The organism is Variovorax sp. MPBD4-3 (assembly GCF_058809745.1).
Genome location: NZ_JBXASW010000039.1, coordinates 35,712 through 56,192, shown reverse-complemented (window position 1 = coordinate 56,192; position 20,481 = coordinate 35,712). Strand labels below are relative to the sequence as shown.

Below are 20,481 nucleotides of genomic sequence, written 5' to 3'. Positions count from 1 at the left end.
TGAGAACTTGTTCGACTTCTTCATGGCTCAATCCTCTCAGAGTGTTGAGCCTCCACAAAATCCGGGGCGATTCATAGTGCAGCAAAAGCAAGCCTCTTTCCAGTTGAGCCGAAACGCGCAGCGTTTCTCGGAGCATCTGGACAAGGTAGGGCAAAGACGACAGTGGCTGAAAGCGAGCAGCTTCAGCATCAGGTTCCGCACTCGGTCCTACCGGCTTTTTTCGCCTTACTGCTCACGCTCGCGGCCCCTCGTCACGGCCATTGTTCAAAACTCGTCCCCGCTGGCCGCATGACGCGAGAGAAGCCGCACTGCAGCCAACGCAGCTACCAGCCGTACTACCGTCGCGACGGCTCCAACATGCTAGAGGCAAGATCACGAAACCATGCCCTCACGTTAGCCGGGCTCACTCCCGACGTCAGGAGTGCCGGCGAGAACGCGCCTTCGGCGACGTGAACACCTAGCTGCCGATACGCCTCGAATTGTTCTTCATCATAGAACTGGTTGACCGTCGACTGGTGCGGAAACTCCGGGTACAACATCCGGTAGCGTTTCAGAAGCTCCGTCTCGTCCCCAGTCACCGACAACTTCAGGTACAGCATCAAGCCAGTAGCCGCGTCATGGCCGGGGCCGGCCGGGTAGCGCACGCGCAAAAGATGGATGTGCGATCTACTCACGCCTGATTCGGGATTGAAACGAATCTCATCAAGTCTTGGTTCGAGTCGGATTCCGAAGTCGATCTGCGCATGGCGGACGAGCGTCATTTGGCCAGCAAACATGAACTTCGGGTCCGCCTCCCCGTCAACACAGATGATGAACTTGCACCTGCGACGCAACAGTTCGTAGACGCCCATGTTCTCGATGTGTCCTCCGTCGGAGAGGTTGAACCACTTGCTCTTCTCGGACATGCAGACGCCGAACATCTCACGCAAGAGACAAAAGAATCCAGGCTTCGTAGTGCAGCCCCGAGTGGGATGCTTCTGCCAGTAGTTCAGGCGAACGTTCAACAGGGACAGCAACGGTGCCAAGCTTCGCTTGGAAAAAAGGCCCATTTGCGGTGACGCCGCCGCGCCCGAGATCGCCATCGCAGTTGCCAAGTCCAATGGCGCTTTCCCAGCTTTCCAATTCGAGGTGGCCATATATCCTGTAGAGGGCGATCCGATCCAGTGCTTCGACAAAAGGAAGAAATCGCTTCGACGGTCTCGCAGCACGCTGTTTTCGCTTGACGGAAGATTAACCGTCGCATTGATTAAGTGATATGGAGCAGCTGCCTGAGTGTTAACGTCTTGGAGTGGCAGCGGCGATGCACCCACGGAACCGTTGACGAAAGTCTTCGCCAACTGGTCCCTGTAGAGTCGATGAACCCCAGTGTGGTTGACATCCACAAACAGGATCGAGACAACCCCCAGCACGATAGACGACAGAATCAGAATAGTGTGGCCGCTCACGTACCGTAGTGGAACTAGTGCAGCAGCATTTCCGTCTACAGGCAAAGTCGCCAGATGTAGCAACGAATGAAGAGTAACAAGGGCGAGAAGCGGGACCAGGCATCCGGCCGTGAGGAGAAGGGCTTTAGATGTTGCCCTCCGTGCCGTTGACACTGAGGGAAGCCTCATGAGGGCAACCGCTACCCCAGGCACAACAGTCACCACCAAGATAAAAACCGCGGCCATCCTCGGAGACCAGGTCAACGTAATGAATCCGCCGACGGCCAAACTCAGCCAGTAGCCCAGTAGCGCCACCGCCGAGAAGCCAAGCGCGACGGAAAAGAGCCCCTTCATCCACCGTGCCGCAGTCTCGCGCTGCAGTACCAACGCGTATGCAAGAAGAATAGCGAGCGCCACCTCCGCGCAAATTTGGGCGCCAACCCGCAGCCAAGCAGCATCAAATCTTCCGGCGGTGAATGCAGCAAGAGCGCAGAGAATTGCAAGGGGGCCCGAAAGGTTCAGCAACAACCCTGCAAACGTACCCGCCACCATTGTCCATTGCCCCAAAATGTCCTTAGCGGCGAGATACTTTGCATTCTGCCGGAGGTGCCTCACAGCATCGGTGTCGGGCCCAAACGGCTGCCCCATTGAGCGTAGGTCAACTCCACCACCAACTCGAGAGGTTATGAAGCTACCGGTATAGCCGCCACCAGAAACGGTTGACATGTAGTCAACATCCTGAAGCAGCCCCCGATCCGTCAGTACCTGAATCACACCCAAACAGAACGTCGCCGAGCGGATGCCGCCTCCTGACAGGGCGAGGCCGACGGCATCGTGCCGTGGATTCACCTGAATCCCATAATGGCGCCGCCGAGACGCAATTTCGTGTTCTTCCGAGGCATTGATAGCGGCGGCGTTCTCAATGGAAAAAATACTTGAGGCGGTCAACCCGTAGCGCACCGGTTTGAAACAATCGCTAATCTCATCCTCGGAGACGACGGGTTCAGCCACGTCATCTGGCTGATAGGTCCCATACGCCATTCGCTGAAGGTCGGCAGCGAATACAACAAGCTTCTTCTGTAATTGAGCGAGCTCGGCACGAAACTCGTTGGCTCCATCCCGCGAGTCGAGTACGCCAGCCATGTGTGCGCGATGCCATTTTGATGTGACTGGCCGAACATGCACATTAAGCATATTCGTCGTGATACGAGCGAATGTCTCGCATCCCGGATGATCTTTCATAGTCTTGCGCGCGAGGCCAAATAAATCCCAAAGGCTCTCTAGCGCTCGCGCTTCAATCCCATACTGATAAGGAAGCGGCTGCACTGCAATCCGAGTTCGCATCTCAGAAAGCAACACATGTGCGGCCCCTTGGTCTGGCGAAAATTCGTTCGGCAAACAAGCTCTCCTCGATGGTGCGCAGATCTAACAGCACACCTGTCCCGTTTTTGACTTATCCGGCACTCCCAGCACCGCACCCAACGCCCCGCTCTCGCTGGGGCACAGGGGATTTTTCGCAAATTTGCTCCAAAGCCTCAATCGTAGCGCCTAGGGTGCGCACCGCCGCCCAACAAATATCGCGCATCTCCCATATTTATGGCTTGACAGAAATTTGAACGCAACTTTGATTTCACCAAGAGTGCGAAACAAGGGAATTCCTTTTTTAAGGGGGCTAAAAAGAATGGTCATGGGTGGTTGCTGAAAAAGTTGCATCAACGAAACTTTCCACCAAACGTGACTTGCGCCACGCGCAACACGCCGTAGCACGTGTTAAGGTTGGAAAACAGTTTGACTTTTGAATGCGATTCCATCATTCGACCTACCAGTGTCGTAAGTGGAACCATCGATGTCGCGGGGATTGGATCGATCAGGGTGCAGAAGATGGCGAAATAGTCGCCGAATTTCGATCAGGATGGAGGAGCGCAATGCCTCAACGGCGCCACATATTTATCAGCCATCACCACGCGGATGATCGGCATGTATCTGGGCTCACCGACATGCTCGGTCGATCCGGCTATGAGATTCGGAACAGCTCAATTCGGGCAAAGCCGAGCAATCAACAGCGGCTAGACCAAGGAAAGATCAGTGAGCGCACGATTGCACGCCTGCTGCGAATGAAGATGTCCTGGGCATCAACTGTGGTCGTGCTGATCGGTCGAGAAACCCATACCCGGCCATGGGTCGACTGGGAAATCAAAAAGGCCAATGAGCTGGGCAAACGCATCGTCGGGGTATACGAGCGCGGCGGCACGGAAAACGATCTGCCCGAACCGTTCAAAAAGTATGGAGATGCGCTAGTCGCGTGGAACTCGGACAGCGTCATGGATGCGATCGAAGGCAGGTCCGACCCATTTCAGAACCCCGACGGTACGGAACGCCAACCGCCGAACGCTCCCCCGCGCAACATCTGCTGAGCAACCATGACTAGCATCTACATGTATGCCGTGAGCTACGACCTCGGCTTTGCCCCGAACCCGTTCGGCGGTTTGTGCAGCCTGGCGTGTTGCAAGCCCGATATCAGGGAGCGAGCGAAGGTAGGGGACTGGATCATTGGGCTGACCGGCACCAAGATTCCCCCTGCAATGCGCGTCGTGTTCGCGATGTTGGTCACCAGCGACATGACCTTTGACCAGTACTGGGCCGCACCCGAACACTTGCCGCGTCGCCCAAAGCGAAACGGCACGCAAAAAAAGCTTGTCGGCGACAACATCTACCATCGAGACACAGAGGACTCCCCTTGGCAACAGCAGGACTCTGTCCACAGTCTAGAGGACGGAACCCAGTCAGCCGGTAACACAGATCACGACACACGCATCAATCGGGTGCTGCTTTCGACCGAGTTTGTCTATTTCGGCTCGCTGGCTGAGGCTCTACCGGCAAACGTGTCCAACGAGTTGAACTACACGCGAAACGCACGCAACTACTATCGTTACGACGCGCTTGACGCTCGAGCACTCTTGGAATGGCTGAAGACAAAGATCGCCGCCACTCCGAGGGCAGTGCTAGCGGACCCCATTAACTTTGACCAGTCGGCACAACGATACGACCCGATACGGGAAAGAATGTTCTAACTTCGGTACAAGCCGCGCGGGTCGGGCCGGAACTGGTGTCAACGAGTCTTCCGGCCTTCCTTCTTCCAAAAAAAGCGAATCGCTCAAGCGCAATGCTCCCAGCCGATCTCTCTCGCCTCAAGCAAAAACTCAACGATGCAGTTGTAAGCCTAGGGCCGGGAACCCGAGTGGCGATCGCCGGTTGGTGTGAGGAAGCATTCGAAATCGCTGCAATGCCCATGTTTCAGGCGGGGGCTGCGAAGCTGGAAGGTTTTTTTGCATTTCGAACGGCAGGCCTCGTTCGCTCCCTGGATGAGCTCCGGTCGCTGGCGCCCGACATCGTGGTAATCGCCGAGGATGCCGGAAAGGAGGCTTTGCTCGAAGCGTTAGCGCCCCTGGTCTCGCCAGCGACCAGACTGCTGGTTGGAGGTTACGCGCACCTCGACTTTTCGGATCCAGCATTCGACCGCGCCCGACAGAATGCATACATTCAGTCGCTGGCAAACGGATATCCGCATTGCCTGGTCCACATCTACCAGTGCCTCAGAAATGCCCATCTACGCGGCTTGAACGGGGTTGTGGCTGAGTTCGGCATGTTCAAGGGCGGAACGACAATGCTGATATCGCGTTTCATTGAGGAGATTGGTGCATCGTGGAAGGTGTATGGCTTCGACACCTTCAACGGCTTTCCAGAAAGGCGCGGCGCGCTCGACATGTACAACCATCCCGATTGCGTGTTCACGGACGTCGAGGTCGTCCGCGCGGTCTTCAAGGACAGAAACGTTGAAATCGTCGAGGGAGATGTCGTCAACACGGTTTCCAGACTCGCCTGCGAGGATTTGATTCTGTCGTTCGTCGATACTGACAACTTCACCTCGGCGAGCGCGATCATCAAGGTCATTGCCGAACGCACCCAGGTGGGCGGTGCCATCATTTTCGATCATTGGGCTGGCACGAATATGTTCGTTGACACCATCGGCGAGCGCATTGCCGCCAAGGTTCTTGCCGCAGACCTCAGATACTTCAACCTGCACGGCACCGGCGTGTTTTTCCGGCAGCAATGACCGGTCGCTTGCAACAACTAGTGCGACGGCGCGGGCCAACCCCACGCAGTGGAGTCTATGAACTCTACTGGTCATTTGCCTCGCTGAGGCATCGCGCTTTCGAGGCACGTTTAGCTGGAGCGCCCCAACCTTGGTCGGACGACCGGATCCTTCAGACGTTCAAGTTTTGTAATGTTTTCCGCGCATTGGATCGGGTTTCACAGTTCCTGATCCGAGAGGTAGCCTACGGTGCCGACCCAGCGACCACGCCCGAAGACCGAATCTTTCAGATCGTCGCGTTTCGGATGTTTAGCAACATCAGAACTTGGCAGGAACTGACGAGGCGATTGGGCGGCGCACCGAAAATTGAGCACCTGAGTTCAGGCGACTTTCTGACGGCACTAGACCAAATCAAGGTTGAGACCGGGGGGCTTTACACCGGTGCGTTCATACTTTGCGCAAACAAGGCATTCGGATTCGATCAAAAACATCGGAATCACGTCGCACTGTTTCGGTACATGTTCGTGGACCAAAATTGCGCGAGCCGAGCGATCGAAGCGCCGACTCTGCAGGCTTTGGTTGCCCTACTCCAGAGCTTCCCACTGATGGGACCGTTTATGGCCTATCAAACGGCCATCGACATCAACTACTCCGCTTTGACAAACTTCAGTGAAAACGACTACGTTCAGGCCGGGCCCGGCGCGCTGCGTGGCTTGAAGAAGGCGTTCGCTGACCTTGGGGACTACTCGCCTGCGGACGCAATTCTTTGGATGGTCGATCGACAGCGCGAAGAGTTTGCTCGCCTCCATTTACCGTTCAGCGGTCTATTCGGTCGGCGACTGCATGCCATCGATTGCCAGGGCCTCTTCTGCGAGCTTGATAAGTATTGTCGAGAGGCGGTGCCCGAACTTACGAGCGCCCGGAGTCGCATCAAGGCTCGGTTCAATGCATCCACGCAACCCATTCCACTCTTCTTGCCCCCCAAGTGGGATCTTCAACCGGCGGGCACACTTCCGGGCGCAGCTTCTACGTCTGCATGGGCCACCCTAAAATCACTTCGGTCCGCAGAGCATGTGCCGCAGCGCAATCTCGATCTTTTTGAAGACCAGTGAGGGTGTGGGTCGACGCGCACCTTCCATCTGCACCATCCAGTCCCATGCGATCAATCGAAGACCTTCGATCCGAGTTTGGCAGGAGCGAGCTTGGGCCCTTTAGCTTGAACGAGTATCAGGATTGTGCAGCTCGGACATACCGCGGGCCCAAAGGCGACGACGAAAAATTTGAGTTTCTGCTTCTCGGCCTCTTTGGGGAGATTGGGAGCTTGTTAAGCGAGCTAAAGAAGAAGCAGCGCGACCACAATGCTTACGTGTCATACGAGGCCAGCTCACTGGAGGAAACAGGCGACGTGCTTTGGTATTTGACAAATGTCATTGGTCATTGCGGCATGACCTTGCAAGAGGTTGCCGGACACTCAACTGCTGGGGCCACCGTTCGAACATTCAATGATCTACAGCCCCAGAACGCGCTTTTTCACGGCCCCGCAGACCCCTCGCACGTTCGATCCAGGCTCTTGCAACTGGGAGGCTCGATCAGCGCTTTGATCCGGCGGCAGCGCAGCGCGGGCGTCGTAGAAGGTTTTGCAGCACAACTGACGGATGTTTTTGGGCAGCTTGTCTCAGCCTCAAACGACGCGCAAATCGACCTGGGCCAAGCCGCGGTCGAGAATCTGTTCAAGGCATTGGCTCGATGGCCGCTTCGGCGTCACTTCCCCCCACTGGTGGATGCCACTGAAGACCCGACGGAGCAGCTGCCCCGGTTGATGCGGGCACGGTTTGAAGAGCGTCGAGTGGACGGCAGATTGCGCGTCGTGCTGACAATGAACGATGTGGAAATCGGCGATCCATTGACCGACAACCGAGCTCAAGAGGACGACTACCGATTCCATGACGTGTTTCATCTCGCCTTCGCTGGCATCCTTGGATGGTCTCCCGTTCTCAGAACCCTACTCAATGTCAGACGCTCAAGCCAGCCCGCGATCAACGAGAACCAAGATGGCGCCCGGGCCAAGATAACGGAAGAAGGAATCTCTAACTGGATCTTCGCTTACGGGCTTAGACATCAGGCATTCGAACACGTAGACAGTGTTGACTTCGATTTACTAAAAACGATCGGCGAAATGGTGAAGGGCTACGAGGTGGAACAGCTACCACCGTGGACGTGGGAGCACGCGATCCTTGAGGCTTTTCGAATCTTTCGCTTCCTGCGACAACATCGCGGAGGCCTTGTGACCATTGACCTGAACAACCGAAGTCTGATGGTCGCGGCCTCAGAAGATGAACCGGGAACTGGCTTGGCCGCGGCCGCCTAGTGCGGCTAACTTCGTTTCAGTAGGTTCATCAGTCCCTTCAGAACCAGTACGACCGCTTGGTCGACGTGAGGAGTCCGGGCAAGAATGCGGTTCTCTTCAATCGAGAGCCCATTCCAGATACTTGATGGCTCGAACCGAGCAATGGAATCGCGACCAGGCCAACTTCGGCCGTGGATTGCCAAGGGATCCGCCAACCCAACACTTTCGGCGATGTCTCGCGCGCAGCCGCCAAACCCGCCGAGTATGTAGATGGGCGAAGCGGCCTCCAAACAGAGCAACGCCTCCTCTGCTATGCCAGGCATCGACCCCTTGTACTGCTCGACGCGGCCACCAAGGATGATTCGTGCGTCGCATTCGGAGTGCATGACCCTGCGCATCGCGCTAAGGCCCGCGCTCCACTCCGCTTGCGACGGATCTCGGTCCAGCGCGATTTTGGTTCTGATATCTGTTCTCGCCCCGCGCTCGTCTAGGCAAACAATCTTAGCCAGGCCGTCCAGCGCCGTAGCGAGTTCCTGAACTTGCGCTGAAGACATCTTTGCGTGGACAGGCCACCCGAGAAAGTTCGTCACACTGACGGCCTCAGGGTTCGCGTCCTTGCGGTGACGCTCAGCGACCTCAAAAAGAAGTTCTGTGAAGCCCCCAGGCCTTAGATCACCGCCGTACAAAAGATGCGCGCCAAGCGCCAAAGAGTGACGGGCCAGCTCAACCATCGCGTCCATCAGGTGGTGTTCGCTCAGGCCCAGATAGGCAAGATCGGGACTGTCCGACGCCGAAATTGCAATGGTATGTTGGTGCAAAACTTCCTGAAAGCTCATCGTATTGCTCCTGAGATCCATTCATTGAAGGAGCGCAACTGAACGTGTGGGGCGACAGCCTCGAACAGGCGTTCCTCTTCATCACTCAACGGCGGATCTGGGTAAACAATGATCGGTAGCGGCATTTCAGATGCCGGTGGTAAGCAGGCAAGTGTGATCAACTCAGGCGATCGCGGCACAAAGACCACCGATGGCAGTGCGGCACCTTGGGAAACGAGTACTCGACATCTCCAGAGATAGTTCTTGAGAACTTCGCCCAGCAGACACAAGATCAGGAAGTCGATTCGGGACAGGCTGTCAGGGTCAACGCGGACCACGGGAACATTTCCCATGTAGGGAAAGCCGCGCTCGTCGCGTTCGTGAATTGCGTTCGCGACCACAAGGGGGACGTGATGGCGTTTTGCCTCGATGATCTCCCGCCGGCACCATTCCCGTGATGAGTAGCTATCCGTGTGGACCGCCACCACTGCACTCACCTTCACCTGCTCCAACAGAACGCGGTCGATGCGCAGTCCAGCGGGAATATCGTGAACGTCAAAGAAACTCGTCAGCCCTGTGCCGTCATGCAGGTGCTTTCGTATTGCACCGGCGACCTTTGTACCCACGCTGTCGTGCTTCGAGTGACTCAGGAAGATTTGGACTTTTTTGAGATAGGTTTCAAGGGCGGTTTCGTCTTCGCCGGGATATTTCAGCGACGCGTGGAGATGACGAAGCATCCGGCAGCACTCATACGTGAGTTCGCTCAGCAACCTGCGACGCTTTTGCTGGTCATCGCCCTCCCAAAGCGCCCACCGGAACGATTGTTCTTCGAATCCGAGCTCAATCACCGCTTGGTGATCAATCGACACGGGGAACGTACGTGTGTGCAGCCCGATTGCATTTGTTTGGTCTGCGATCTGTTGGATGTACGCCTTCCAAGAGGCATCGGCGGCCAAGTGGGCGTCTGTTAGAACAACCACAGCAGTCGATCGTGCCTCTTCCAAGTCGATATCCAATGGAACGTCGGCGCCTGGCGGAAGCACTGAGCGAAAGATGACGCTTAAACCGTTGCCGCCAGCTACGTTCTCGTAAAGCTGGCGTCTGAAGTGGCAGCGTATCTCCTCGGCAAGCTCCGCGCCTCTGGCGAACTGGCTGTGCCACAAGACATAAATCACAAAAAGCGGTCGAACGGCGTCGTCCATCACATCTACTCCAGCGGTTGCAGCGCCGAATTGTGCGCGCATTGTGCATCGCCGCTGAGGTCTAGCCGCTTCCTACCCATTCCTACTGCCCCCCGGATTGCGTCAGACGCGACAGCCCCTGTACATGTGGAAGCTGCCAAGCCAGCGAGCTCAAGCAAGCTCGATCCCCACACCGAGAAGTCGCGCCCTGGCGCGCGATCAAGGCGACCAAATCGCGGCAAAAGCAGCAACCCGCAGCGTGGGGGAACAGCCTTATTTACTATCCTCAATCAACTTCCTCTATTGACTTCAAATCAAATGGCCAACAAATTTTAAGAGACCAAGGAACGAAATGCATACCAATGCGCCCTCACTTGAATGGCAAACTCATCGATCCAGAGCCTCCCGATATCTCATTAAAATACAACTATTTATCAAATTGATTTAATAAAAACACTTGGGTGCATTTGGTTAAATCATTTGCTGAGCGAATTTTTCGAAATCCCATCCGAAATGAATTAGCCTTGCTTCCCACAATCGGCGTCGGAGCAAGCCTCTGGCTGATCACTTCGAACATCGATCCCAAAAAGCAAGGCGTCGGTTTGTCGATTCCAAGAATTACCCAGTCTGCGTAGAGGAGTTTCGGCTGTGCTGTTGACGCTGGTCATCGTCTATCTCCTGGTCACCATCGCCATCGGCCTCTACGCGGCCAAGCGGGTGAAGGACACCACCGACGTCGCCACTGCAGGGCGGCACCTGCCGCTGTTCATGATCGTCACGACCACTTTCGCGACGTGGTTCGGCTCCGAAACGGTGCTCGGCATTCCAGCCAAGTTCATCGAAGGGGGCTTGAATGGCGTGGTCGAAGACCCGTTGGGCGCGGGCACCTGCCTGATCCTGGTAGGCCTGTTCTTCGCGGGCAAGCTCTACCGCATGACGCTGCTTACCATCAGCGACTACTACCGCGAACGCTACGGCCGCACGGTGGAAGTGGCGTGCTCGCTAATCATCATGCTGAGCTACCTGGGCTGGGTGTCGGCCTCGCTTTGCAGCCCCTGCAGCGGCCTTTCTTCCGAGCGACAGTTCATCTATCTGCAAGCCGCAAGCTTGACTCGGCTTCCGGCAAAGCCTGTAGGCAAACACCGCTTAGCTTCGTTCAGGAGAACATGAACCCTCGGCGCTTGGAAGAAGACGCCGCCTTAGCCATCGGTGAAGTCGAACCTCAAATCAGCGTCGACTCCTCTGCGTTGATATACGGCCTCGGCTAAGAGCCGGACATCCAGAGATTTGTAGTCTCGCAGACACGGGTCCCGTACCTGGGATCATTCACTCGAGGTGAAGCAGCAGCAGCGTCTCTCGTGCGTCCCGGTAACACCGCGAAACACTACTTGTACGGAGAAATGGCCATTTGCTCGCGATGGGGTACCGCAGTGTCAGGTAGCCGACTCGATCTTGGCCAGCACAGGAAAATCCCAGCACCATACGCTGCGCGTTCTGCCAAACTCTCACGAAATTGAGCAAGTTCGCCGCCGCGGCGAAACGACGGAGGAGGTGCCATGAGTAACTTTCCGGAATGGGCTCGCCCTTGGCTTGCTAGCGAAAGCAGCCAGGTCAGTCACGGCCTCAACCTGGTGCTGGAGTTGGATCCGGCACCGAACCGGTTGCCCCTACTGCTGTGGGACATCGTGCTCGCCCAGGACAAAATCAAACGGGCACTGGAGGAACTGTCTTTCGTCCACTATGCGCGTTTTATCCCCTCCTGGGACGGGCGTGCGCTCATGGTGACCACCGAGTTCGATGGTCCGCTCGATCCCTACGTGCTGGACTTCGTGATCGCGCTGGGCGACGTCTTCGACACGCTGCTGAGCTACGTGAAGGCGAAGCCGCCGATGCCGGTACGAGAGCACCCCGACGCATTTCTCGCTTGGGTTCGGAATTGGAATCGCGTGCCTTTCTATCTGCGCAGCGACCTCACACTTTTTCCTGAGGGTTTCGACTATCCGGTCTACAGCGCGTATCCCGACAAGACCGTCACCGACATCATTGGCGCGCGAAAAGAAGTGCCGATGGCCGCTCTTGACCATCCGGGCGCAGCCGTCGACCCAAGCGACGTGCAGGGCAACATCCTGCGTGGGTTCAACGCCAGCCAGGCCAGCTATTTGTTTTTCACAATCACAGATCCGGCCGCGGCACGCCGTTGGCTCGCTCACGACCTGGTCGATCCCGACACACCCTGGCTCGGGGTGAGCGACGCCGTCCCCTGGCCCGGCGGCAAGGCGCCTGCGGTGCTCACGCAGGTAGCGCTCAGTTTCGAAGGCCTGCAGACACTGCTGGCGAGTGCCCGACAAGATGAACTGAAAGCGTTTCCCGTTGCGTTTAGGGAAGGTGCTGCCAAACGGGCCGCGGCCAACGGTGACAGGGATCTCAGCGAACCGGAGCACTGGTTATTCGGCGGGCCCACGGGCAAGCCGGAACACGTCGTGCTGTTCCTCTACACCAAGGAGACAGGGGCGGACAACGCACCCTACGCGACAGCGGTGCAAGCGCTCGAGCAAGGCGCCGCCAAGGGAATCAAGCATCTGCGCACACTCAGCGGCGCGTCGTTGGGAGGCTACGAGCCCTTCGGCTTCCGGGATAACCTCTCCGAACCCCGCATCAGCGGCCAACGTCCTGGTTCCGAACCCGAGTTCCAGCCTGCCGCCAGTCCGGGGGAGTTTCTGCTGCACAAGGATTACACGAGCATCTATGGCGGCAGCTCGCTGGGGAACATGCCGCAAGAGCTGGCCGGCAACGGCAGCTTCGGCGTGCTGAGGCTGATGGAGCAGGACGTTGAACTCTTCAAGACGGCCACCGAGCAAGAAGCAGCCCGCCTAGGCATCGACAAGGATCGCCTGAGGGCCAAGCTGATGGGCCGCCACTTCGACGGCACACCACTGGCGCTTGAGAAGGCTGCCTGCGCCGGACCGACCAACGCTTTCGACTACGCACCCAGCTGGGAATTCCCCGAGCTCGAGCACGACCACGAGGGGCTGCGTTGCCCTGTCGGCGCCCACATCCGTCGCGCCAATCCGCGCACGGCTCGCGTCGCCGGACAGCGCCATGGGCGCCGACTGCTGCGGCGCGGCATGCCTGCCAGTTGGCAGGAAAAAGGTGTCAGCAAGGTCGGGTTGATGGGCCTGTTTCTGGGTGCCAACATCGAACAGCAGTTCGAATTCATTCAGCAGCAGTGGCTGCAGAGAGGCTTGGCTGCCAGCGGCATCCACGGCACGACGGATCCGATCGCCGCAGTCCGCAGCGATGCCACCGAGTTTCGCTTCTTCGAGCCCGATCCAGCCAACCCGCACTTGCCACCGCGCGCCCTGGTCGCGATGATTCCGCCGCTGGTCAAGACGCGCGGCTGTCTGTATCTGTTCTTCCCAGGCATTGCGGCGCTGAAGGCCCTGGATGCCACGGTCTCACCGGTGGCGATAGCGCTCGCCGCAGCCGATGCGTCCTTGGGGAAGATCAAGGATGGCGCCGACGAGGCCATACATATTGCCAAGAACGCGGTCAGTGCTGCCGTCGATGCTGCAGTGGATGCCGCCCGCAATGCAGGTCAGGAATTGACAGCCGGGGTTGGGCAACTGCTTGGGGATGTTGCACCCGGCACCAACCCGCCACTGCAGGCAGCCACAAAGACGGCCATAGAGACGGCCACCCAAACGTCGTATCTCCCAAATTTGCCTGAACTCACTTACCTGCACCGTGAGGAACTGAGCCAAGGCGCTGACAAATTGCTGCTCGACTGGATTGAGCAACCGGCATTGCAGGACTTGCTCGATGGCAACTGGCCACGGTTCATCGATGACCTGATCCAGCGCAAACTCGATGCGGCGCTGGTCAAGGATGTCATCGATTCGTTCGCGCCGCCGGTCTCTGAGGTCAAGCCTTCCACGGCTGTGGACCAAGGTGGCATCGATCTGTCCAACCCCCGCTTTCGCGCAGGTCCATTCGAGGAGCTTAGAAAGCTTCGCGCAGCCGGCAAGCGCATGGTCTGGGTCGAGGAGCAGCAGGCTTACTGGGTGCTTGATCACGCCGGTTGCCGGGAACTGCTGGCACGCAATGCAGATTTCGTGCAGACGTCGTCGCCCATGCCATTTCGGGGTGTGGTGACGCTCGACCTTCCTCGCCACAAGGTCGTGCGCGACGCACTTGACGAAGCTTTTCGCGAAGCCCTGGCGGTGACCGGCCCGAGGATCGACGACATCGTGAAGGATGCGTGCAAAGACCTGCTGGCCCAACAACATCTGATGCAGTTCGACTTCATGCTGTCGTTCGCGCGTCCGGTGGCGCGGGCGGTGATCTGGGACCTGGTCGGTATCAGCGACGCCGCCCAGCGCAAAGCGTGTGATGCCCTGGCCCACACCATGACGCTGAACTACGGCAAGACGGGCCGGCCCAGCGCGATCGAGCCCATCGTGCTGGCCGACGCGGGCTTGCGCCTGGCCGCTCGACTCGCCCTGCCGCTGGCCGACGCGTGGCGCTACAGTTTCCCCCCCTTTTCTGCCCACTCGCCCTACAAGAACACGCTGATCGGGAAGCTTGCCGAACGCATGGCACCCGGCGTGCCCTTGCCCGGGCGTCCCCTGCGGTTCATGGAAACCCTGCTGACCCTGCTACAGACCGTGCTGGCCAGCCAGTCCCCTCATTTGCTGCTCACCAGCGCAGCGCTGCACCTGCTGTCGCCAGACCCACGCCCCGAAAAAGGCGGCGCCACGCCCTGGTCCGAGCTGGCCGCTTTGACCGCTTCGACGGCGTCAGCCGGCACCACGCCCACATTAGACAAAGCGCTGGAACGGGCCTTAAACGAAACGCGGCGCTGCGAGCCACCGTTGGCACTTATCGAACGCTACGCCCATGGTGCACAAACGATTTGCGGTGTGAGCGTGCCCGATCGCTGCCCGGTGTTCGCCATGGTCGCGTCGGGCAACAGGGACGACACCATGTTCGGGGCGCAAGTCGAAGACTTCCATTCGGACCGCGCTGAGGCAGACCACCATCTCTCGCTGGGCCACGGGCTTCATGAGTGCGCCGGCCAGTTCGTACAGGGAAGACTGGTATCCGCCGCGCTGGCTCTGCTCATCAAGGCCATGCCCGATCTGCGCCTGAGCAATCCCACCGCCGTGCCCGCGTGGTATCCGACGATTTACTTCCGGCTGCTGCAGGCCCTGCCCGTCGCGCGCAGCCAGCCCTGCCAGGCAGGCTGACCACTTCTGTGCCGCATGGACATCCTGCGATTCCAGGGCTTCGAGATCCACACCGCGCGTCGCCAAGTCCACGTGCACGGCGAACCCGTGCCACTCGGCGCCCGAGCCTTTGACTTGCTGATGCTACTGGTAGAGCAGCGCGAGCGGGTTCTGACAAAGGCGGAAATATTCACCTCGATCTGGCCCGGGCAGGTTGTCGAGGACAACAATTTGACGGTGCAGATCTCAGCGCTGCGAAAATTGCTGGGGTCCGAGGCCATCGCCACCGTCACCGGACGCGGCTATCGCTTCGTGGCTCAGCCGGCGCCCGCGCCAGCGCAGGAGGGCGTGATCCACACCACGCATGCCGCCGGCAACCTGCCGCTGAGCGCGCTTGCAGTCTACGGACGGGAGCGCGAACTCGCCGAGTTGCTGCGGGCGCACGAGACGCTGCCTTGCGTGACCCTGTGCGGACTGGCGGGTGTCGGCAAGACGACGTTGGCGCTCTGGGCAGCGCGGCAGATGGCCGCGGCGCGACCGTATGCCCACGGCGTCTGGCAGGTCGAGCTGGCCAACGTCCTGGATCCGGATCGGCTCGTGCAGGCAGTCTGCGAGGTCATCGGCCTGGAGCTCAACCCGCGCGACGTTCCGCTGACCCAGTGCCTGGCTCAGCTGAGGCACCGGGAACTGCTGCTGGTGCTGGACAACTGCGAGCACCTGGCCGATGGGGTCGCCACCTTCGTGGACGCGTTGCTCAAGGCGGCCGGCCACGTGCATGTTCTGGCCACCAGCCAGGAGCCCTTGCGCCTGCCGGGCGAGCGCATCATCCGGCTCAACCCGCTCGAGGTGCCGCCCACGCCCGATGCCGGTGACGCGACGGAATACGGCGCCGTGAAAATGTTGCTCGAGCGGGTGCGCGCGGCAATGGGCGGCAGCTTCGAGCCCGGCGCCCAAGAGCTCGTGGACATGGTCGAGATCTGCCGCCAGCTGGACGGGGTGCCGCTGGCGCTGGAGTTCGCCGCGGCGCGTGTTCCCGTGCTGGGCCTCGCAGGCGTGCGCAACCGCTTGTACGACAGGATGCGGCTGTTATCACGCGGCCCTCGGACCGCGCCAAGCCGCCACACCAGCCTGCAGGCAGCCCTTGAATGGAGCCATCAATTACTGCCAGCACCGGCGCAGTTGCTGCTGCACCAGCTCTCGGTGTTCCCGGCCGGCTTCAGTCTTCAGGGGGCGGAACTCCTGGTCGGACCCGATGGCGCCGCCCATCTCATCGAGCATCTGGACGTCCTGGTGGAGCGTTCGCTGATCAGCCGCCAGAGCGGTGCCCGTGCGCGCTATCGAATGCTGGAGACCACCCGTGCCTTCGCGCTCGACGCCCTGCAGACCGCCGCCGACGAGGTTGACTGGGCGTCTCGCTTGGCACACACGATGGCGCAGCTGTGCATGAACGCCGCGCGTGAGCGTGACAGCGCGCTGATGTGGCAGGAGATTCCGAATGCCCGTGCGGCGTTGAACTGGGCTCTGATGGCTCCGGGCCACGAGCAGGTGGCGATCACGATCGCGACCTTCATCTCGGTCGGGCTGGGCGCGGCGGGCGCCACCGGCGAAGCGCTGGACCATCTCAAGCGCGTGCGGCCACTGGTCGATGCGCGCTGTCCGACGATGCTGGCCGCGCGCTTCTGGCACTGGTACGGGCGCGTCGGCAGCGAAGGGCGAATGCCTGTATCGCTGTCCGTGGAAGCGATGCTGGCAGCCGATGCCTTATTCGAATCGTTGGGCGAGCGTCGCCACCGGCATTCATGCCAGCGGCATCTGGCGGAAGTCGAACTCGAGGCTGGCCACGCCGAACGTGCCGAAGCGCACTTGCGCATCGCCCGCGGACTGGAGCAGCAACAGGACGGTGTGCCGGAAGCGGACCGGATGAGACGGCTGCGGGTCGAGAGCCGGCTCGCCGACGCACGTGGCCAGCACGATCTGGCGCTCAGGCATGCACAAGCCGCGCTGGAGCTGGCCGAGGCGCTGGGTGTGAAGCGCTACCGACTGCTGCTGAGGGCCGACATGGCATGGACGCAATTGCAGATGGGGCGTGCCGACGCCGCGGTCAATGGATGCCTGGAATTACTGCAGTACCTCGATGACAGCATTCGCCAGGGCCAGGCTCGTGGACGCGTGCTGTCAGGCCTGACGGCGGCGCTCGTCGCCGCCGGGCAGATCGAGCGGGCGGTGCGCAGTGCCGGCGATTCATTGATTGCGCTGAGGCAGGCGAATCTACTGCGCGCCCGCTGCGAGGTCTTTGCCTGGGTCGCGGCGGCCGCGGGAGGCATGCAGGCCGCCGCGCAATTGATCGGCTCGGGCGAGTCTTTCGCCGACCACAGCGAGAACGAGCGCGATCCGATCTCGAAGTTGGCCCGGCAGCGGGCACTGGAGCTGATCGAGCCTGTACTGGGCGATACAGAGCTACGGTACTGGTTGACGCAGGGACGCAGCCTTGGCGATGCCGGGCTCGATCACCTGCTCCATCAAAACTTCGCAGCGAGCCAATCCGTTGGCGACGTTTAGCAAGGTTTAGCGCCGCTTGCTGGTGCGGCGGCGGTCTGGGCGGCAAAGTCCTTCTGCGCGAAATCACTTTCAGACCCCAGGTCGAGCGGTTTCCCAGCTGCCCAGTCACCCACCAACAGGAGCATCCATCGTGCCCACCAGTCCCATCCAGGAAGTCAAATTCGGCACAGCGTTGAAAATCTCGCTGGACAACTACTACGACCTGCTCAAAGAGCAGATCGGAAAGCTCAACGCTGAAGAGTATCTGCAACTCAAGCTCGTGGCCGACAGCATCGACATCTCGGACAAGGACTTCAAGGACAAGGGCTACAAGTGGTTCTCGTACTACAACCTTCTGCGCCGAGCGGACCGCGAAATAGACCCGACACCCGTGGAGGGGACCATCAACGCCTCGGGGGCAGACCTGACCCAGGTGTACGGAAGCTTTCTGCGACGCGTTCGGCGGTACGTCGTCATGAAGAACCTATCGCCCCAGGAGCAGCAGCTCGTCGCGGACTGCGACACCTTGCTCGACTCGCTGAAGATCCAGATCGACGACCTGGCCATTCGAGACCGGGCACGCTGGAAGCAGGTCGCAGCCGCAATGGGCTACTCCGAGACGGACATGGCGGCATACATCCAGTGGAGCAGCAAAAGCGGTAGCCTGCGCAAGATCGAGGCAAAGATCCGAGAGATCGCCGATGCAGAATTCAGGAAGAAGGGCATTCTCGACAGGCAGTACCCCGAAGCGAGCGACAGAGAGATCGTCGATACCGAGTTCGCATTCGAGGATCCTTCGATGCGTCTTCGCTACCCCATCCACCCGGACTACGAGTACGACGGCGGTGCGAACTTCTCACTGCAGTACCTGGCGCTGCTTCCCCTGGGCTCCACTGCACTCTTCGATGATCGGCGCGTCTACGCCTACGACAAGACGCTCACGTACATCATGTCCAGCGGCGCGGGCTCGTTCACCGCGACGCTCGACAGCAGCACCACCGAGTCGAAGTCGATCGAGACCGATTGGAGCGCAGGCGGAAGTGCCAGCTACGGCCTGTTCAGCGTGAAGGCCAGCGCATCGGAACACAAGAAGATCGCCGAGGACTTCTCCAAAGGCAGAACCGTCACGTTGTCCTCGAAAGCAGCGTTCAAGGTCAAGATCAACTATCCCGGCTGGTTCAACGCGAACCTCTTCAAGAACAAGCGAGTGCTGGAGAACATTCGTGACTTCGAGGACTTCTTCGGCCCGAGGGGCAGTTTGCTCTACTTTCCCACTGAGCTGGTCATCGTGCGTGGCTTTGGCACCGAGTTCATCTCCAGCCAGCAATGGACCTACGACTATGTCCGCAACTTCAGCGCCTCCGGCGGCGGTGGATTCGGCATCGGCGGCATCTCGTTTGGCGCGTCCGCCAGCTACTCGTCCACCCAGAAGGAACACACCGTCGACCAAAGCGGGACCACGCTGAAAATTGCCGACGATCCAACGACGTTGCGGTTCGTCGGATTCGTGGTCAAGAAAAATGACATCTACCCGCACGCTGTCCTGGCGAGTTCTCAAGCATTGCTTTCGCAGGCGCTCTATGCGACCTTGGTCTAGGCCCGCGCTCGCGGTCTGCTGCGCGATCTGCTTGGTGGCCTCGGGGTGTTCCACTGTTCGACTTCCGTTGTGTCCCAAGGTCGCAGCGGCAAGTTTCCCCGTGGGAACACCTTCGTCGTCCGTCAATCACTACCTGGGGCAGGAGGCCAAACGACGCGGTATCGAAGTGGCCCAGCTCTCGCCCTTCGTTGCCGAATTCCAGGGGCCCATGTGGCAACTTCCGGAGTTCGAACGAAGCTACCCATTCCTGCTCTGCGCCTTCGACCCATTGCAGGAGCCCGATCCACGGGCTGCTTACATGACGTGCGTGGCGCACGCACCTGCCTGGATCGATCGAGTGCAGTCGGAAACGCCGCAGTACTTGATGGTGCAAGAAGATCTTTACCTGGAGCGCTGCGTGAGATAGCGGCTCTCGAATCAAGCATCAGGAGGCCATATGGACACTCGCAAGACATCAACGAATTCGAGCGCGACGGAAAGCCGCGCCTTCAGCACCCTCAGCGCCGAAGAAACGCCGGCTGATGGAAGGTCCGTTGCCGCGGAGCTGTTTCAGACGATCATCTCGTCTCTCGAGAACGCCAGGGCGGCAACGACCGATGAGCCTCGGCGCTTGTTCTTTCCGGACGGGATCAATCTAATTGGGCTGAGCGTGACGCTAGGCACAGCAAAGGTCGAACTGCGCATCTCCTCGGACTCGAAGACGCCGCCAACAACGCCACCTACAACGCCGCTGTCAAGTCTTGGCTTGATGAGTGCGCAGTCCACACCGGAGGGGCTGGTTCTGACATCGGGGGACGACCTGTCTCTTGGTGAGAAGGTGCCAGCCTCTTCCGAGGCTGCCGCGTGCGGACCGATCAAGAAGCGGATCAAGAGAAGCGATCCGGAATTCAAGAGCCTGACGTCGAACACCAATCCGTTGGTCGTCTTCAAGGACGAAGAGTCGACGGGCGCAGATCGAATGATGTCGGCACGTCTCGCGCAACGCATCGATGCACTCGCGTCCGCCGTCGACAGCGAATGGTCCGGTACCAAGCTTCGAGTGACTGAAGCTTGGGACGAAGACGGCGAACATTCCCCAGAAAGCTTGCACTATGAAGGCCGGGCTGCAGATCTGACGACGGATCCAGTCGACGCGGGGAAGCTCGGCCGGCTCGCTCGATTGGCAGTAGAAGCGGGCTTCGACTGGGTGTGGTTCGAGAACATGGCTCACGTTCACGTGTCGGTGACCCGGTAGCCAAAGACCGCACCGGTCGGCGCATTC

Annotated in this window: 13 protein-coding genes and 1 pseudogene; 11 read left to right on the top strand and 3 right to left on the bottom strand. The window is 59.4% G+C overall.

The annotated features are described in order from the left end of the window. On the top strand, positions 1-292 hold a 292-nt coding region (locus AC1RVW_RS20885; RefSeq protein ID WP_493202235.1), incomplete at its 5' end, for a hypothetical protein. A gap of 43 nt (positions 293-335) precedes the next feature. On the opposite strand, the gene AC1RVW_RS20880 is transcribed toward AC1RVW_RS20885, so the two are convergent. Then, entirely contained in the window at positions 336-2,822 is a 2,487-nt protein-coding gene (locus AC1RVW_RS20880; RefSeq protein ID WP_493202233.1) for a hypothetical protein, read from the bottom strand. Positions 2,823-3,349: 527 nt separating this feature from the next. Between AC1RVW_RS20880 and AC1RVW_RS20875 the strand changes: the two genes are divergently transcribed. The 5 genes from AC1RVW_RS20875 to AC1RVW_RS20855 all read left to right on the top strand — a co-directional run bounded on the left by AC1RVW_RS20875 (position 3,350) and on the right by AC1RVW_RS20855 (position 7,885). Further along, on the top strand, positions 3,350-3,838 hold the full coding sequence (locus AC1RVW_RS20875; protein ID WP_493202231.1) for a TIR domain-containing protein: 489 nt from the start codon (positions 3,350-3,352) through the stop codon (positions 3,836-3,838). A 6-nt stretch (positions 3,839-3,844) separates the two neighbouring features. Beyond that, a complete protein-coding gene (locus AC1RVW_RS20870; RefSeq protein WP_493202229.1) occupies positions 3,845-4,495 on the top strand; it encodes an Nmad2 family putative nucleotide modification protein in 651 nt (216 codons plus the stop codon). Positions 4,496-4,587: 92 nt separating this feature from the next. After that, positions 4,588-5,538, top strand: coding sequence for a TylF/MycF/NovP-related O-methyltransferase (locus tag AC1RVW_RS20865; protein ID WP_493202227.1), 951 nt, complete (start codon positions 4,588-4,590; stop codon positions 5,536-5,538). Between the two features lie 8 nt (positions 5,539-5,546). Then, a complete protein-coding gene (locus AC1RVW_RS20860; RefSeq protein ID WP_493202225.1) occupies positions 5,547-6,629 on the top strand; it encodes a nucleotide kinase domain-containing protein in 1,083 nt (360 codons plus the stop codon). Between the two features lie 104 nt (positions 6,630-6,733). Next, positions 6,734-7,885 (top strand): nucleoside triphosphate pyrophosphohydrolase family protein, encoded by a 1,152-nt coding sequence (locus tag AC1RVW_RS20855; RefSeq protein WP_493202223.1) that lies wholly within the window; start codon positions 6,734-6,736, stop codon positions 7,883-7,885. A 5-nt stretch (positions 7,886-7,890) separates the two neighbouring features. Here AC1RVW_RS20855 and AC1RVW_RS20850 read toward each other — a convergent pair whose 3' ends face one another. Both AC1RVW_RS20850 and AC1RVW_RS20845 read right to left on the bottom strand, forming a co-directional pair. Continuing rightward, entirely contained in the window at positions 7,891-8,700 is an 810-nt protein-coding gene (locus AC1RVW_RS20850) for a hypothetical protein (RefSeq protein WP_493202221.1), read from the bottom strand. Next, positions 8,697-9,881, bottom strand: coding sequence for a toll/interleukin-1 receptor domain-containing protein (locus AC1RVW_RS20845; RefSeq protein WP_493202219.1), 1,185 nt, complete (start codon positions 9,879-9,881; stop codon positions 8,697-8,699). Before AC1RVW_RS20845 ends, AC1RVW_RS20850 begins: the two co-directional genes overlap by 4 nt. A 627-nt stretch (positions 9,882-10,508) precedes the next feature. Here AC1RVW_RS20845 and AC1RVW_RS20840 point away from each other — a divergent pair. From AC1RVW_RS20840 to AC1RVW_RS20820, 5 genes and pseudogenes are all read left to right on the top strand, one after another. Then, positions 10,509-10,907: pseudogene (locus AC1RVW_RS20840) on the top strand (sodium:solute symporter family transporter); the annotation flags it as partial. A 509-nt stretch (positions 10,908-11,416) separates the two neighbouring features. After that, positions 11,417-15,106, top strand: coding sequence for a hypothetical protein (locus AC1RVW_RS20835; protein ID WP_493202217.1), 3,690 nt, complete (start codon positions 11,417-11,419; stop codon positions 15,104-15,106). Between the two features lie 15 nt (positions 15,107-15,121). Next, a complete protein-coding gene (locus AC1RVW_RS20830; protein ID WP_493202215.1) occupies positions 15,122-17,644 on the top strand; it encodes an ATP-binding protein in 2,523 nt (840 codons plus the stop codon). Between the two features lie 130 nt (positions 17,645-17,774). After that, complete coding sequence (locus AC1RVW_RS20825; protein WP_493202213.1) at positions 17,775-19,220, top strand: hypothetical protein; 1,446 nt, start codon at positions 17,775-17,777, stop codon at positions 19,218-19,220. 436 nt (positions 19,221-19,656) lie between these two features. Further along, positions 19,657-20,454, top strand: coding sequence for a hypothetical protein (locus AC1RVW_RS20820; RefSeq protein ID WP_493202211.1), 798 nt, complete (start codon positions 19,657-19,659; stop codon positions 20,452-20,454). The last annotated feature ends 27 nt before the right edge of the window (positions 20,455-20,481 follow it).